This window comes from Bacillus sp. Root920 (assembly GCF_001429445.1).
GTDB classification, from domain to species: Bacteria; Bacillota; Bacilli; order Bacillales; family Bacillaceae; genus Bacillus; species Bacillus safensis.
Genome location: NZ_LMJV01000008.1, coordinates 94,089 through 112,875, shown reverse-complemented (window position 1 = coordinate 112,875; position 18,787 = coordinate 94,089). Strand labels below are relative to the sequence as shown.

Sequence of the window (18,787 nt, the reverse complement as noted above, 5' to 3'; positions counted from 1 at the left end):
ATCTATTTTCGTTTTAATCTCTGTTTACGTCGATTTTTTCCTTCTGCCATCGCCTGTTTTCGGAGATTGGTTGATTCAGTAACAGCTTGCTTTTCTTCCTTTACTCCATGAATCTTCTTTAGTTCTGCTGCCAATGCCGCGATGGTCGGATGGCTGTACATCATGACCACCGGAACCTCTATGCCATAAATTGATTTGATTTGACCGCTCATCTGCAGTAAATCAAGGGATGTCGCACCCATTTCAAAGAAATTCTCATTCACATCCGGCTCATGAGGAAAAAAGGAGCTGAGTACATCACTTAAGGATGCTTCTAGACGATCATCTATGATCTGAGATATCTCTTGAGACGGCTCTTCTTCTTGCTGCAGAGAGGTTAAGCGTTGTTTCATTCTCTCGCCTATATCTTGAACGGATACAAGAATTTGCGGATAATCTAGACACAGCACTTCCTGGACGGCTCTTATTCCTTGTTCTGGTGAAATTCCATCCTGTTCCTCGAGCGCCATCATGTCATTGACTTTGGCCGCTAATGCCGAGTCGTGTGCCATGCCGACTTTCTCCCACCGATCCCAATTTAAGGAGATAACCGGCTTCCCTTCCTGCCTTTTGGCATGAGCAAAGCTGTCCAGAAAAGCATTTGAAGCTGCATAAGCCACTTGTCCAGCCGCTCCAAGAAAGGAAACAAGAGAGGAACAAAGTAAAAAGAAGTCGAGCGTTTCATCCTTGAGTGCTTCATTCAGCACATAGGTCCCATTGATTTTTGCCTGACACATGCGAATTTCATCGTCTGCTGTTCTTGCTTGAATGATTTTCCCATCTGCCTCTCCTGCCGCATGAATGACACCATGCAAATGACCAAATGCCGTATGAGCCAGCTGAACCGCTTTCTGCACAGCATCTTTATCTGACACATCACCTTGTACAGCTTGTACATCAGCTCCTAACTCTTCAAGAGTCATCAGCTTTTTCACGATCTCAGCTTCTTTCCCATTCGCATCACGCAGCTCATGCCAGGCAGCGCGTTCACGTATTTGCGAACGGCTCATGATCACAAGTTTTGCTTGATACGTTTCTGCTAAATGTTGAGCTAGTGTGAAGCCAATACCGCCCATACCGCCAGTAATGAGGTAAACGCCATTAGACCTGAAAGGCTGCTTGGACGATCCCTCTTTTCTTAAAGGTGTTCTCGAAGCTTTTCGAATCCATCTGCTGTTCACGCGATACGCAACGACTGCTTCTTGATCGTGCATTGCAATCTCGTATGAAAGGAATAGCGGCCAATTCGCCTTTGTATCCTCACATACATCAATATGCTGACACTCAATATGCTGATATTCTTGAGGAATGGTCAAAGCTAGCCCTGTAAATGTTGCTTGAAGTGGATTGACCTTCTCCATGCCGATCACATCATGTGCTTGGCTTGTCACGAGGTGAAGACGTATGCTTGTGTTATGATACTGGCTGATTAGTCTGACGAGATCGAGCACAGATAAGTAGTTTGGCTGATCATCGGTATCTTTCGTCAGTTCATCATGCATCCAGATGATCTCTTCAGGTATAAATCCAGCTTGCTGCAATTCAGCCATAACCCACTCTAAGTGTGACAGCATATAAACGTCAGCCTTCAGCAAATGGTCATTTTCTTTCATCGTATGATCACTTTGACATACGCTGATCACTTCTGCATGCCGTTCTTTCAAATAGGCGCCAATATGACCATTTTTTTCAAATACCAAGATGCGTTTTCCTTGATGATGTTGCTCCTTTAGTACAGGTGAAGAGCGCTCCCATACCGGAATGTAAAACCAGTCTTGAAAATCAGCTGATCGTTTCTCCATCTTTTCTGGCGTTAAAGCAGACATCATCTGATCTGCTTTAAACTGCGGTGAAGGGAATATTTGATGCTCAAATGGATACGTTGGCAGTGAAACTCGATATGGTGCCTTTTCTTTTCTGACAGCGCTCCAGTTTAGCTCCACTCCGTAACTCCACAGTTTCCCTATGGCCTTTTCCATATATTCATCATCAGCTGCTTGTTCTTTTGGATGTCTCACCAATGAAACGGCTGCTGCTTTGTTCACATCATAGTGATCATGGCGTCTCACGAATTGAGTTAACGTATGACCTGGCCCCACTTCAATGAAAACCATCTCTCCGAGTCCAAGTAATGTCTCTAATCCTTGACTAAACAAAACAGGCTGCCTGATATGAGATGCCCAGTAATCAGGTGATGCGGCTTGTTCATTCGTTAACCAGCTCCCTGTCACATTCGAAAGGATCGGTACCTCTCCCTGCTGATAGGTGATCTCTGAGAGAACGTTCTTCAACTGTTCGGACGCTTCAGCCATCATACTCGTATGAAAGGCGTGAGAGGTTTTCAATATTTGGACAGAAGCTCCTCTTTTTTCAGCTTGTTTGATATATCCCTGTAACCGATCTGACGGACCGGAAACAACGGATAATTGTGAGCTATTCACAGCAGAAAGCTCGACACCTTCTGGAAGATCATGTTTAATCTCTTCGGCAGGGAGTGACACACCGGCCATTTCACCTGGGGGCATTTTTTGCATCAAACTGCCTCTTTTTAAAACGATACGGATTGCATCTTCAAGATGGATCATACCAGCCACACAGGCAGCCGTGATTTCTCCAATACTATGACCAATGAAATAATGCGGACGTATGCCTAGTCCCATCAGCTTCGACGCAAGCGCATACTCAAAACTAAACAAGATGATTTGTGTATATGACGTTTGCTGCATGAGTTGTTCAGCTTCTATAAACTCTTCTTCGGTTGTTGGATATAACACGTTCTCGATCTCAACACCTGATAAGGATAAAATGATGGCAAAACATTTCTGAAGCGTTTGTTTAAATACAGGGTCTTTCTCATATAAATCCTTGCCCATATTCACATACTGAGCACCTTGTCCAGAGAACATCCAAACGACCGCAGGCTGCTGAAAGGCCTTTTGCGGCTGGCCGGCTGACTGGAATGTGCGGTCAGGACCTGCAAGAAAAGCTTGGCGATAAGGAAAATGTTTTCGTCCCTCTTGCAGCGTAAATGCTGCATCGGATAGTGAGACGCTCGTTTGTTCTGTTAAATAAGATGTGATTTGTTTAGCAGATTTTTGAACCGCCTGCTTCGATCTTGCCGAAATCACCATTAGTTCATGACCTCTGTCTGCTGACGGCTTATCGGCGGCGGGTGCCTCTTCCATGATCAGGTGCACATTCGTTCCGCCCACTCCAAATGAGCTGACACCGGCACGAAGTGGGGTCTCTGAGTTCTTCCATGGTACAGGTGTTGTATTCACATAAAATGGGCTTGATTCAAAATCAATTTTCGGATTAGGTTTTTTATAATGAAGGCTTGGCGGCAGCATCTGATGGTACAGACTAAGTGTTGTTTTGATAAAACCTGCAATCCCTGCGGCTGAGTCAAGATGACCAATATTGGTTTTCACAGACCCAATCGCACAAAACTGTTTTTTATCTGTTTGAAAGGCTTGCTTCAGCGACTCAATTTCAACCGGATCTCCAAGAGTCGTCCCTGTGCCATGTGCTTCTATATAAGAAATACTTTCGGCTTCTACACGACTGATGTTGAGCGCCTTTTTAATCACTTCGCTTTGTCCTTCTATGCTTGGCGCTGTGTAGCCAACCTTCCGCCCGCCGTCATTGTTATAGGCTGACCCTTTAATCACGCCATAGATATGGTCCTTATCTTTTAGTGCCTGCTTTAATGATTTGAGCACAACAACTCCACAGCCCTCACCGCCAACGGTTCCTTCCGCCTGTTCATCAAAAGCCCGGCAGTGCCCATCCGGCGACATGATCATGCCCTCTTGATACATGTATCCTTTTTTGTGAGGGGTCGTAATGGTGACGCCGCCTGCGAGTGCCATTTTACATTCTCCAGTAATCAGGGCGCGGGCCGCCATATGAATTGCAGTCAAAGAGGAAGAACAAGCTGTATCAATAGCTACGCTCGGTCCCTTCAAATTCAATTTGTAGGATACCTTTGTGTTCATGAAATCTTTATCCGTTAATTGAACAGCCGCAAATTGTTCAGATGAGTGATTGGATCTCATCAGCATGGAAGCAGCTTGCCAGTATAAATTAGCAGAAGCAGCTCCAAATAAACCGATCGGCTCCTGATACGTTTCAGGGTTATAGCCTGCATCTTCTAGGGATTCCCATGCGACCTCATGAAACATGCGGATTTGCGGGTCCATTACTTCTGCTTCACGCTGTGAATAACCAAAGAAATCTGCATCAAAGTGATCATGCTGATCGACTGCTCCTTTGGCACGTACATATTGATCATGTTCTAATGCTTCTTGTTCAACTCCTGCCTCAAGCAGCTCTTCTTTAGAAAAGAACGTAATGGACTCTCTCCCATTTGCAAGGTTGTCCCAGAAGTGATGAATATTTTTCGCTCCCGGAAAACGGCATGCCATCCCAACCACTGCAACCTCTAATCCTGTGAACTTACTCATCTATCATCCCGCCTAACAGTTGTGCGGCACTTTCTAAGTCATCCGCTTCATTTTCTCCATCATCCTCTGTTTGTTGCTCTTGCCCTGATGCTTTGTGTTTTAATTGAGCAGCTATTTGTGAAACCGTCGTATATTGGAACAGCTCCATCACAGTCAGCTCCTGCTGAAATTCCTCTTTCACTCTATTGGACAGCTCAACGATATTAAAAGAGTTCCCGCCTAAATCAAAAAACGGTTCATCTATACGAATCTGTGAAGCAGGGACTTGTAATATAGACGCGAAAATACGAACAAGCTTCTGCTCTGTTTCATTGTGAACTTGAATGGTTACCGGATCTGCTTTGCCTTCCAACTGATCTTCTGGATTCGGCAGTGCTTGAATATCCAATTTCCCTGATAGATTCAGAGGAAATTGCTCTACTTGAATGACATGCCTCGGCACCATATAACCTGGTAATCTTTCACTTAAAGATTGTCGAAGTGCGCGCTGATCTATCACTTGTTTTGCCATGATATATGCGCAAATATATTGGTCCTGATCCTTCGTTTCCTTAGGAATGACAATGACATCTTGGACCAGTCCTTGTATGTTTGGATCATCAAGAAGGGCTCTGCGGATTTCCTCGAGCTCAATTCGATATCCTCTGATTTTCACTTGGCCGTCGTTTCTTTTAGCAAATTCTAATAAACCATCAAACCGCCATCTTGCAAGGTCTCCCGTACCGTATAACATCCCGCTGCTCAGCTCTGTTTTTTTGATAAACTTCTCCTTGTTGAGATCAGGATGATTGATGTACCCACGGCCTACACCAGCACCTGCTATATACAATTCGCCAAAAACACCAATCGGCACCGGCTCACCTTGCTTGTCACATATGAAAATATGCTCATTTGGCATCGGCTGCCCAATAGGGATGACTTGCTCATCCCAGTCATGAGGAATCAAAAAGGATGACGACTGAACCGTACATTCAGTAGGCCCATATGCATTAATCATCATGAGTTTTTCACCTGATACATGCTGTAAAAATTGATCCATCAGCTCTTTTGTGAACACTTCTCCGCCCACAAGCAGCATGTTCAAAGCAGGCAAGTCTTGTTTCGATTGCGCTGCTGCCTTGTTCATCAGCTTTAAATGAGAGGGGGTCACATCTGACAGCTGAATGTGGTTGTCTCGATAAAATGACCATAACGCATGCCCATCCATACGGACTTCATCTTTGGCAATATGCAGCGTATGCCCTAGCAGCAATGCCGGGAACAAGGTTTGAACAGATGCATCAAAAATATGAGAAGCGAGCATCCCTACTTGCAAATCACCAGGGAGTAGATCAAAAAAGCGTGTTTTCATTCCGTATACCAAATTAATAACATGACGATGTTCAATAACGACCCCTTTTGGATGCCCAGTCGTACCCGATGTATACAAGACATACGCCATATCCGAAGGCGAAATAGACCAAGTGAGATTCTCTGTAATGGGGGATTCTTGAAGCATGTCTTGAATAACATGAACTTCGACATCCAAACCTTCGTGTCCGTCTTCGTCCGATACTATGGCTGTAGCGCCGCTGTTTTTGAGCATATACCGAATTCTTTCAATCGGCAGATGGACATCAATCGGTAAGTAAGCATAGCCAGCCTTTAAAATGCCAAGAATGGCAATGACCAGTTCAGCAGACCGATTCATTCTGAGACCAACTGGAGTCTCACGTGTCATCTGACTTTGAGACAGTCTAAGCGCAATGCGATCCGATAAATCATCAACCTCTTCATATGTATAGGAGGTGGTGCCAAACACAACGGCCGTTCGTGCTGAATGCAATTGGACTTGCTGTTGAAATAATGACACAATATCACGATCCACTGGATAAGCGAGCGACTCACCTTGAAACGAATCAAACAGCTGACTTTTCTCGATATCAGATAAAAATGAGTGTGTGCTCATCGCTTGTTCAGGCGTTTTAAGAAATTGCTCTGTCAGTGTCATGAAATGTCTAGAGAACTGCTCCATTATTCGATCGTCATAAATGGAAGCATCCCAGTGAACTTCAGCATGAAGGTGATCTTGTTCTTTCTTCCAAACAATGAGCACATCCGCGTGCAGCTGCTCTCGGTCCGTATGCCCATGCAATGTCTCAAACGCACATGCCAGATTGACACGCTTCTTGTCATCTCCTACTGAATGCCAAAGCTCATCCATTAAAATATGAACAGGATAGTTTTGATGACGCACTGCCTCCTGAAACGATTGTTTCACTGCGTCTAACCCTGCGCTAAAGCTCATATGAGGATCAATCTCTGCCTTAAGCGGCAACATATGATTAATGGTGGATTGATTGGCGGACTGTTCCATTGTAGGAACAGTCACCATCAACTCAGTTTTTCCGCTATAACGCTGAAGCAAGCCAAAAGCGGCTGTGGTCAGCACGATAAACAAGCGCAAATCAGAATCTCCACATAATTGCTTTAACGAATGGTTTACAGCCATCGGGAAGGACGAATGAAGCGATCGGTTCATAGCAGCAGGCTTGGCATGTGAAACCGTATGAGGAATGCGGCCATCCAGCTGAACATCTGATAATATAGATGTCCAGTAGGCTCTTTCCCTCACTCTTTCCTTCGCCGCTGCTTTCAGTTGAAAATCATCATGTTCAATCACTCTTCCATTCACCTCTTTGCTTATATTTTTAAGTCATCTAATTCGAAAAGAGATACGTCGTCTAATTGCTTGAATGAAGAAGTCAGTTCAATTTCCTCTATTCTCACCGCATCTACTGAAACAGCCCGCATGATGTCTTTCAGCAAACCTGCAATCCGCTCTATGGTTTCCTCTGTGAAAAGCTCAGTATTATATTCAATCGTTGAAGAAAGACCGTCTTCCTGTTCATACGCAATCCAGAGTAAATCAAATCGCGACGTTCCTGTCTCGTACGGATAATCACTAAAGGTTAAACCGCCAACTTTCAGTTCTGGCTGATTCATATTTTGCAAGGCGAACACAGCATCAAACAATAGATTCCGGCTGACACTCCGGCTCAGCTGGAGGTCTTGCACCATTTGTTCATATTGATATTCTTGATGACCGAAATCATCGATCACATGCGCCTTTACATCCTGAAGGAATTGCTGATAAGTCAGCTCTGCTTTAGGATATAAACGAAGTGGCAGCATATTGACAAAGATACCAATGACTTGCTGCAGCTCCTCTTGTTTTCTACCTGCTACCGGAACCCCAACCGTGATATCTGATTGTCCGCTTAATTTATGAAGCAAAATCTGATACAGACTTAACAGACCCATAAACAATGTTGCGTCTTCCTTTAAAATCACCTGCTTAAACGCGTACAGCTCCGCTTCTTCTATACGGAACGTATAATGTCCGCCGCGGAATTGTCTCACCTCTGGCCGATCGAAATCTGTTGGCAGATCAAGCAGCGGGGCACCTTCTAACCGGTTTTTCCAGTAATCACTCGATTCTTTCAATGCTTCAGACGCAAGTATGTCATTTTGCCATTCTGAAAAATCTTTATATTGCAAAGCGAGAGGCTCAAGCGTCCTGCCGTCGTATAACTGCATAAAGTCGTTGACCAAAATATCTTGAGAAAGACCATCCGAGATAATGTGATGCATGTCCAGCATGAGCACGAATTCCTCTTCTGCCAGCTTCATCACACCAACTCTCATCAATGGAGCCTCACTTAACGTAAAGGCAGTCAAAAATTGTTTAATCACTTGTTTTTGATCTTCCTCAGATCCTTGTGTCGATCCCTCTGTGAGGTCAAACAACGTGACTGCAAATGGTACCTCTTCTTCAATCTTTTGATAAGGGACGCCATTCTCTAGTACAAACGCTGTCCGCAAACTTTCGTGTCTCTTTATAAGCTGCTGAAATGCCCATTCCAACCTGTTGATATCGAGCCTTCCTTTAATTCGTCCTGCTTTAAATTCGTTGTATCCTGTGCTACTTACATCCATTTGCTGCATGAGATACAACCGTTTTTGCGCAGACGACAGAGGATAATGCTCCTTCATTTCGGCTTTTTCAATCGCATGATAAGCAGCAGTGTCTGCTTGGTCGATATATTCTGCCATTAATCGGATCGTTGGTATTTGGAAGAATTGTGGCAGCGTCAGCTCTACACTGAATGCGCGATGAATGATGCCAATGAAAGTAATCGCCTTTAGAGAATCTCCACCCATTTCAAAGAAATGATCATCTATGCCAATTTCATCAATTTTAAAGAAAGCTTGCCAATGCTGACTTAGTTCCTTCTCTAGCTCCGTTTCAGGTGCAACATAATTCGTTGACAGTGCTGGCCGAGAATATAAGTTTCCATCTTGTGCATGCTCTCCGGCACTCTCTTCCTCACGGGATAAACGGTCTACATATCGGTGAATTCGATCATGTAAAGACGTTGTTGAAATAACCATTTGTTCCACTTGATCCAGTGAAAGCAATCGTTCAAAGATCCTTCTTCCTTCTTTTTCTGTAATTAACGTTTCGGTGACATCATCTCCGATTGGAAGATCGAGCTGCTTTCCTTGCTCAAATTCCCAGCCGTCAAAGCTAATGACTGACCACTGCATTTCTGAACGAAGATTTCGTTCATACACGTACGCATCGATGAAATGATTCACAGCTGTATAGGCTGTGAAACCGAGTCCGCCTAAGATCGGTGACAAAGATGACAGTACAAAACAGAAATCAAGTGATCGGTCACCTAAGGCGGCATCAAGATGAAGTACACCATTCATCTTCGCTTCAAAGTGGGGTTCTGAGAATGTGACATCTGTTTGCTCCATCACTCTGAAGGATTGATCACCCGTCACTCCAGCTGCATAGATCACACCGTCAATCTGTCCATAGGCCGCATCCACCGTGTTGATCAATTGCTGGATATCTTCCCTGTGGCGAACATCTACTTTCTTTATGAGAACTTCTGCACCAGCCTCTTCAAGTGCCATTACCTTTTGTATTTTTTTCTTAGTTGGATCCTGTTCATCGTGCGTAGCAAGCCACTCTTGCCACTTGCTTCTATCAGGCAGTCCAGACCTGCTAGTTAAGATCAACGTTCCCTTCGTTTGCTCGGTCAAAGCCTGTGCAATATTCAATCCAATAAACCCAAGACCGCCAATTAAAATGTATACACCATCTTTTTTAGCCAACTGAGTATGTCCTGTTTCGGGAACTAGAGCTTTGGCATACTTTTTCACATATCGCTTATTTCGTCGATAGACCGTGAGAAGCTGTCCAGATGTTCGATCTAACTCATCGCTAATTTGTTTCAGCAACCTCTTTTCCTGCACCCCATTTGCCACCGGGCGATCGACATCAAGAATGCGGTAACGCAAGTTCGGTGTTTCTTGTGAAATAACCATGGCAGGTCCAAGATGGATTGCTTTTTCAGGATAAAGGATAGACTCACCGCCAACGGCATACGTCAATGAGGAAAGAACTGTAATGGATACTTTTTGGTCCAAAACAGATTTTTTCAAAGCCTGTCCGATATAAAGCAAGGAGTAATAAGCATCTTGCTGCGTTTGTTTCACCCATTCTTCTTCCGATTGAGACGGCTGTCGTTCTGAAAGCCCCCATAGATGACAAACTTCTGACACGTTGATTTGGTCATCTGCCAGATTTGATATGAGCTTTTCATAATCAGAAGGCTTATGTGACCGAATGGTGTAGCTTTTTTCATCATGCTTCGTAAATTCATTTCCTTTCTGAACCACTACGAACTCGTTCCGTTTCGTCAGAAGCTCGGCTGCAACCTTCTCTCCGAAGGCAGATGAATCCGCAAACAAAAGCAAGGCTCCAACAGAGGAATCATCTGATGACACATAAGGGGAAAGGTCCGCCTCCCAATAAGGGGTATAGAACCATTCATCCATTTGCTCCTTTCGTCCAGACTGCTTAGGTTTATCGCGTTTTACACGGTCTGATGCATCATACCAATAGGAGGTTTGATCAAACGCATACGTTGGCAGCGGCATTTTCTGCGGCTGACGGTTTAGATGGAACCTAGTCCAGTCGATGGTTATTCCGTGTGTCCAGAGACGTCCAATCTGCCCAAGTAAAAATTCAGTATCCGTCACATCTTGTTTTGCATGTCTGAGCACATGACATACATGCTGATTCATGCCGTTCAGTGACCGGTTGACCATCACGCTTAAATCTTGACCTGGTCCAATCTCAATTAATTGAATATTGTCCTGCTGTAAAATATTTGTGATGCCTTCAGCAAAACGAACCGTATCGGTCATATGCCTTTTCCAATAGGACATATCCTGAGCACTCGTATTTGTCATCCAGTCTCCTGTCAAATTCGAAATGAATGGAATACGTAGCTGCTTGGCTTTAATATCCTTTAATTTTTCACCAAATTGCTCCGCTGCTTCCTTCATGACATGTGAGTGAGCAGCAATGGTTCCACCTAATCGCATACACATCAATCTGTTATTCTTCAGCTCTTGTTCAAATTCACTTATCGCTGCTTCAAGACCTGACACAATACATGAGGAATCATTGACAACAGCGAGAGAAATATCTTTTGGAAGCATCGGTTTTAACTCTGCTTCAGGTAATGGAACACTCATCATGATGCCAGCTGGCGACGACTGCATCGCATCCGCCCGGCAGGCGACCATCGACATCGCTTCCTTTAAGCTGAAAAGGCCTGATATAGCGGCTGCCGTTAATTCGCCAAAGCTATAGCCGATCATTGCATCAGGACGAATCCCCCATTCAATGAAGAGCATGGAAAGGGCATATTCAATGGCAAAAATGGCTGGCTGTGCATATTGAGTGCTTGCCAATTTTTCGCGTGCCTTTTCTGTTTCAGCCGCTAATGGATAAAGAATGCGGGCAAGACTTTGCCCTGTTGCTTCTTCATATGCTTCAAAACAAGCATCCATTTGCTTCTTAAAGTAAGGCTCCTCCCGGTACAAATCTAATCCCATATTGAGGTATTGATTGCCTTGTCCAGAAAACATAAAAATAATCTTTTGTTTCTCCACATGCGAATGCATGAGCTTCCCAATACCCTTGCCTTGCTTTTCTGTTAATACACGCAATGCATCTTCTCTGCTGGCCGCAACAAAGGCTTGACGGAATCCAAAGGACTGCCTGCCTGTTTGCAAGGTATAAGCTGCGTCTGCCAAATTGAGAGAAGGCGTGTTTTCCAACTGATTCACAAGGTTGTCTTTCATTCGTTCCAAACTCGTTTTGCTCTTTGCTGAAAGGACAAGCAACTCAGCCGAACGAGGCATTTGCTGACGATCTCTTTGCGGCGCTTCTTCTAATATGACATGCGCATTGGTTCCGCCCATTCCAAATGAGCTCACACCAGCCCTCCGCAAATGTGATACTGGCTGCTTCCAGTCGGTCAGCTCAGTGTTTACAAAGAAAGGACTATGCTCAAATGCAATGTTTTCATTGGCTTTTTTGAAGTGAAGACTAGGCACAAATGTGTGATGCTGAAGAGAAAGCACAGCTTTAATCAAGCCAGCTGCTCCTGCCGCTGCATCCAAATGTCCAATATTTGATTTCACAGACCCAATGCGGCAAAATTGTTTTTTGTCTGTGTCGAAAGCTTTTGTGAGCGCCTCTATTTCAATCGGATCTCCAAGTGACGTTCCAGTTCCGTGTGTTTCTATATATTCAATCGTATCTGGTGAAACATCTGCTTGATGTAAGGCATCCTGGATGACCCTTGTCTGACCTTCAACACTTGGAGCATTGAAGCCAACCTTTTGATCACCATCATTGTTGATAGCAGAGCCCTTAATGACCGCATAAATATGGTCACCATCTTCTATGGCTTCACTAAGTGCTTTTAAAGCAACAAGACCCACACCATCTCCACCAACAGTTCCATCTGCTTGATCGTCAAAGGCACGACAATGACCATCGCTTGATTTCACCATGTTCTGCTGATAAATGTAGCCTGATTTCACTGGGTGTAAAATCGACACGCCTCCCGCAAGCGCTACATCTGAATCACCATTTGCAATGGATTGACAGGCCAAATGCAAGGCGACCAAAGAAGTCGAACAAGCGGTTTGCAATGTAAGCGCTGGTCCTTTCAAATTCAATTTATGGGCAATTCTTGTACTCACGGTATACGTATCATTGAGCGAGCCCACTTCAAACAGCTCTGACATGCTGCTATCAAGCGAAGATGCAAAACGCTGAATCCATTGAAAGTTGGATGTGGATCCAGTAAACAAACCGACCTTACCTTGATAATCTTCCTGCACATACCCCGCATCTTCCAGCGCCTTATAGGCGTACTCATGCAGCAGCCGTATTTGAGGATCCATCATTTCTGCCTGACCTGGTGAATAGCCGAAGAAGGATGCATCAAATAAATCAGGTCCATCAATCACACCTTTTGCTCTTACATAATCGGAACGCTCAAAGGTTTGGCGGTCAATTCCAGCCTCTAGCAATTCTTCATCGGAAAAGAATGAAATCGATTCTTCTCCATTCTTCAAATTTCGCCAAAATGCCTCAACATTTTCTGCACCAGGGAATTTACCTGCCATTCCAATAATCGCAATCGGCTCGTTGGCTTTTCTTTTCTTTTGATTCGCAGGCTGTGTGCCAGATCCCTTCTGCTCTGTTGCACCGCTTAAATATGTAGCTAGCTCTCTAATCGTTGGACGGCGGAACATTTCGACCATTGGAATGCTTTGATTCAATTGCTTAGCGAGCTGTTGATTGACATGAATCAGGTTTAGAGAATGCCCGCCAATGTCAAAGAATTTGTCATGAACACTTACCTCATCTAAGCCGAGGACTTTTTTCCAGATGTCTTGAATAACTTTCTCAGTATCAGAAAGATTGTCAGAGCCCGTCTGCTTTTTCATTTGTTGCCCCTGTTTCAAAGCAGGTAAAGCCCGTTTATCTAATTTGCCGTTGGCAGTCAGCGGCATATCATCCAATTGAACAAAGTGAGTTGGAATCATATAATCTGGCAGCTGATCGGCTAGTGCTTGTTTCATTGCAGCTTGATCGAGTATGGCTGTCGTGACAACATATGCGGCTAAACATGGTGTACCAGAAACATCTGGCTTTACAGCAACAGCTGCTGCTTTGACCCCTGGCTGTTCATTCAGCCAAAATTCAATCTCACCTGTTTCAATACGATAGCCTCTCAGCTTCACTTGATCATCGTTTCGGCCTAAAAACTGAATGAGCCCATTAGGCAGAATGCGGGCTGCATCACCTGTTTTATAAATTTTTTCACCTGGCTGGAAAGGATGATCGACAAACCGCTCTTCGGTTAGCTCTGGGCGATTCAAATACCCTTTTGCAACACCTTTCCCCCCAATATATAATTCACCGATGGTTCCTTCCGGCATAAGATTCATATGTCTGTCAAAAAGAAGAATATCTGTATGCTGTGCAGGTTTTCCGATCGGTACATACACGTCTTGATCAAGGTCCTGGTCATATCGATGAATCATGCAGCCAACCACTGTTTCAGTTGGTCCATATTCATTCACAATTTCTATAGGCTGCGGGAATGACTGCTGAATGGATTTCGCTAAAGATGTTTCCAGCTGTTCTCCGCCTAAAATAAAACATTTCATTTGGCTTTCCGGGAAAGACAGGTGCTTAATAAACTGTAAATGAGATGGTGTCAGTTTCATCACATGTACGCGATTGTCTTTTATGATATCTTCGACAAGCAGCTGCCGGTTTTCATGGTGATAAATCATGATGGTATTTCCTGAAATGAGCGGTGTGAAAATTGAAGTAACTGTCAGGTCAAATGACAACGATGTGTACAAAGCAAAATGCCTTGTTTCTCCTCGAACATATACTTGTTTCGCCCAATCAATATAGTTGGCTAAACCAAGATGATGAATGAGTACACCTTTAGGTCTTCCTGTCGTTCCTGATGTATAAATGCAGTAGGCTGTTTGGTCTGAGGTGATGGCTTCTGCCAAGTTATCTGATGATCCGGTATATAGATCCGGCTGTGTGATATCAATTTTTTCCCCGTTATAGGCATAGGTGAGTCCTTTAATCGGATGAGTTAGGAGCCATTCTACTCCGCTGTCTTCTAGTAAATACTCTATTCGTTCCTGCGGGTATTCAGGATCAATTGGCACGTAAGCCCCGCCAGCTTTTAAAATAGCTAAGCATGCTATCACCATTTCAATGGAATGCTCTGCTAAAATGCCGACACGCTGCTCCTGTTTGACCCCTTTATTTTGTAAATAGCGTGCGAGCTGATTCACTCTCTTGTTGAGTTGTTCATATGTAACCGTCGTACCGCCAAACTCAACTGCAGCTGCCGTTGGCGTTCGCTCCACTTGCTCTTCAAATAGGTCAATCACCGTTGGTTCATTGATAGACGTTGCCCCGCCATATTGCTGAAAAACTGTTAACTGCTTTTCTATCTCTTCTTCTGATAGCAGCTGTAACTGAGCAGCAGATTTTTGTGGGTGAGCACAAGCATCAGACAGGAGATGAAGAAAATGCTGACACCACTTTTCAATTTGTTCAGCAGAAAAGCTGACGGGGTTATACACCAATGAAAAATGCAGCTGTTCATCAAACGCCTGTACACTAAGCGTGAGATCGAATTCCGTCTGTTCTTTCATCTCAAATCTGCGAATACGCACAGGCTGATCGCTTTTCGTGAGCATTCGATCTAGTGGATAGTTTTCAATGACGACGATTGAATCAAATAATGATTGCTCAGCCGTCATTCCTGCATATTTCTTTAATTCGGATAGCGGAGTATGTTCATATTCATTTCTCACCGCGATTTCCCGGCTCACTTCCTGCATCTGTTCAACAATCGGCCGATCCTGTTCGAATGAGACACGCAGCGGTAATGTGTTAATGAACAAACCTGTCATCTTTTCAATTTGAGGAACATCCGCATTTCTTCCTGATACTGTTGTTCCAAAGACAATATCATCTTGGTTGGCGTACTTAGATAGCAAAACTCCCCACAGCGTATACATGACAGATGCCAATGTCACATCATGTTGATTCGTGAATTTGCTCAGCCTCTCCGCAATAGAAGCATCCACTTGATGTTCATATTGATGAAAAGCACCTGAATCTTCATATGCACCGCCTGACTTTGGAAGCAGTTCTGCATAACTCCAGCCATCGAAAACATTTTTCCAGTAGACAGCTTGCGCTTCTGTCTGTTGAGGATTTTGCTGCTGCCATTTAACAAATGATTGATAGGACGGTCTTTTTTCAAGAAGAGGTTTGTCTTCATTTGATAAGCGCTCATATGCACTCATCCAATCACTTAATACAATCCCAAGACTCCACCCGTCCAATAAAATGTGATGAAAGCTAATGAGAACCCAGCTGACTTCTTCATTTACTTCACATAATGTCAAGCGAAATGGAACTTCCTGTAGATCAAATCGTTCCTCTCGATCCTGTGCTGTTATTTCCTCTTTCAGCAAATGAAGAGGCTCCTCAGCTTGGGTCAAATCACGGTATCGAATGTCAGGCTGATGCTGCTTCAGCACAATTTGTACTGGCCTTGCGAGTTCCTGCCATCTAAACAATGTTCTAAGCATTTCATGCTGTTTGGTGACATGCATCCATGAATGTGCAAAGAGATCTCGATCAACCGGCCCGTCTATTTGGATCAGCAGTTGTTCAAAATAAGCCGTTCCGTCCGGTTGCATTAAATGATGAAAAAGAAGTCCTTCTTGGATCGTAGTGATACCTAACATATTTTCAATGTTCTGTTTATCCAGCTTCTTTGGCTGTAATGCCATGGGATCATCTCCTTTCTCTTTAAGAATGTTTCACGAAATAATGGCGTAAACCATAGTTAGCAATGACCTGCTGCTGAATTTGCGAAGTCCCTTCAATAATTTCAAGTACCTTCGCTTCACGATATAATCTTGAAGCTGAGTTTTCCCGGCTAAATCCACTCCCACCATGGATTTGGACATTTGTATTTGTAATGTCGACAGCAATTTTGGAGGTAAAATATTTTGCAATGGATGTTTCTGTGATCGCATCAGGATGATTCGCTTCTCGCATTTCTCCAGCCTTTAGGCATAAAGCTCTCGCTGCATGGAGCTGAGTGACTGCATCTCCGATCATTCCTTTGATCATTTGATGCTTGTACAGTTTTTCATTAAACTGAGTTCTTTTACGTGAATACGTAACGAGAGAATCAACGGCTTCTTGTGCAATGGCAAGCCCTGCCCAGGCAACACTGTATCGTCCATGGTCTAAAGCCAGAGACACTACGTGGTTAAAACCGCCCCCAACTGGCCCTAAGACACAGTCTTCGTGTACCTGCACATGATCAAGAGTGATTTCTGCTAAATAAGATGCACGATTTGCCATCATTCCAGTAATTCTCTCAATCTCTACACCCGTCTGATCTCGATCGACAAGGAATGCCGTGACTTGTTCGCCGTCTCGTGCAATCACAATAAAGAAATCTGCAATCGCTCCGAAGGAAATCCACTTTTTCTTCCCATTTAATACATAGGACTGTCCTTTTTTTTGATAGCTAGTTTCAACATGATTGGCATCTGAGCCAATATTCGGCTCTGACAAAGCAAAGGCACCGATTTTTTCCCCTTTAGCTAATTCAACGAGCCAGCCTTGTTTTTGGTCTTCTGTTCCATAACGAAGGATGGCTTCCCCTACGAGTGAATTCACTGTTAATAATGTCCGTACGTTACAGCAAGCTTTCCCCACTTGTTCCGTGAACTGTCCATATGCAATCGGATCAAGCCCCAATCCTTGATAGGCGGATGGGATACCTGCCGCCAAATAGCCTCTTTTCGCCATATCTCGAATCAGCGACTCCGGCAAATGTTCTGTCTCATCGAATTCATTGGCAAATGGCCGGATATGTTCATTGCAAAATTGTCGTATTTCTTCAATAGCATCGATTGTTTGTTCAGCTGTTTTCATGAAGAGCCGCCCCCTGTTGTTTTTTCTCAATTAAGGCGACAATACGGTTGACCGTACTAAAATTAGCAATGTCGAGGTCTTCATTGTCTAATTGGAAGTGAAAGTCATGTTCAATATAGTTCACTAGTTTCATCGCAAATAGTGAATTGACAAAGCCTTGTTCAAAAATATGATCATCATTTCCAAGCTCCATTTCCTCATCAAATACCACTAGGTTTTGCTCGATATATGCTCTTACTTGTTCGTGTAGGTTCATCATTCAATCTCCTCGCTTTTCGCTTTTTTATTTGGCAGGGTCCTTCTGCTTTATCTCAATGTTGACATCTACGTATTCTGGGAAAGGCTGAATCATGCTTAAATCGTTTTCGAACAAAATATAGCCATCTTCCCCATTCTCGATTTCTTTGAAATTCGCAAACTTATAAGTGATATACATCATGCGGTTTCGATCGGTTTGTTTAAAATCAGCTACAAGCCGTTTTCCTCTCTTTTTTGCCTCTTGCAAAATCGTTGTCAGTAAAATGGTCCCGACTCCACGTGACATAACACGGCAAGACATAAGCAGTAGTTTGACATGCCATGTATCACCTGTTTCTTCTATTAAAGAGAGTCCTATTTTTCCATATGAACCGAATTTATCTTCAAGTTCACAGACGAGAAGCAAGTGATTGTCTGATTGACGGAAATAATCAAGCTCTGCATAATCGTAGGTTTTCCCGCTTGCATTTAATTGATTGGTTCGAACGGTAAGTTCTTCGGCTCGCTGGAGATCTTGTTCTCCTGCTTCTGATATAACGAATTTCATATTTAAAGAGGCCAAAAATTTTTCAGGCGGCCCTTCATATTTCTCTTCTTCCTGCTGCCTTTGATCTGCTTCCATGTACATTTCTCTGCGCCGTTTTGCATCCTCTGTGATAAAAGCTGGTCGCAGTCGATCATCTGTGAGCAATGTCATATAATCGACCGCATCCCAGCAAGTAATCTCTGGATGAACTGCCTTCACTTCTTCTCGTTCAAATGGCTGATCATCGATAAAGAGAATGGTATCTTTATGAATATTTAAACGCTCACTGATTCTCTCTAATGAACTAGATTTGGCATTCCAATGAATCTCTGGATAGAGAAAGAAATGTTCGATCCCAAAGGCGGAGAGCTTTTCCCTCACAGCAGCTTCATCATTCCGGCTTGCAATGGATAAAAGGATCCCGCGCTCATCTAGCTCTGTTAGCACTTCCTTCATCGATGGCTTTAACGTCACTTCATCTGATTCAAGTAAAATTCCATCCCATAATGTATGATCTAAATCCCAGACAACACACTTGATTTGTTTAGCCATTTGTTTTTCTCC

The 18,787-nt window shown here is 43.7% G+C and carries 6 protein-coding genes; all 6 read right to left on the bottom strand.

Annotation, left to right across the window (positions count from 1 at the left end):
• Positions 1–2: 2 nt before the first annotated feature.
• From ASE42_RS14310 to ASE42_RS14285, 6 genes are read right to left on the bottom strand one after another with little or no spacing between them, the layout of a single operon-like run.
• Positions 3–4,505: a type I polyketide synthase gene (locus ASE42_RS14310; RefSeq protein ID WP_056767565.1), complete on the bottom strand. Its 4,503-nt coding sequence runs from the start codon at positions 4,503–4,505 to the stop codon at positions 3–5.
• The gene (locus ASE42_RS14305) at positions 4,498–7,167 is read right to left on the bottom strand and encodes a non-ribosomal peptide synthetase (RefSeq protein WP_056767563.1); all 2,670 of its coding nucleotides are present in this window, start codon (positions 7,165–7,167) and stop codon (positions 4,498–4,500) included. The genes ASE42_RS14310 and ASE42_RS14305 overlap by 8 nt, the downstream gene beginning before the upstream one ends.
• 20 nt (positions 7,168–7,187) lie before the next feature.
• A complete protein-coding gene (locus ASE42_RS14300; RefSeq protein ID WP_056767560.1) occupies positions 7,188–16,277 on the bottom strand; it encodes a hybrid non-ribosomal peptide synthetase/type I polyketide synthase in 9,090 nt (3,029 codons plus the stop codon).
• A 19-nt stretch (positions 16,278–16,296) separates the two neighbouring features.
• Positions 16,297–17,439 carry an acyl-CoA dehydrogenase family protein gene (locus tag ASE42_RS14295; RefSeq protein WP_034623054.1) on the bottom strand — a complete coding sequence of 381 codons (1,143 nt, stop codon included), beginning with the start codon at positions 17,437–17,439 and terminating at the stop codon, positions 16,297–16,299.
• A complete protein-coding gene (locus tag ASE42_RS14290) occupies positions 17,426–17,695 on the bottom strand; it encodes an acyl carrier protein (RefSeq protein ID WP_024424539.1) in 270 nt (89 codons plus the stop codon). Before ASE42_RS14290 ends, ASE42_RS14295 begins: the two co-directional genes overlap by 14 nt.
• 27 nt (positions 17,696–17,722) lie before the next feature.
• Entirely contained in the window at positions 17,723–18,775 is a 1,053-nt protein-coding gene (locus ASE42_RS14285; RefSeq protein ID WP_025092642.1) for an HAD-IIIC family phosphatase, read from the bottom strand.
• Positions 18,776–18,787: the final 12 nt, after the last annotated feature.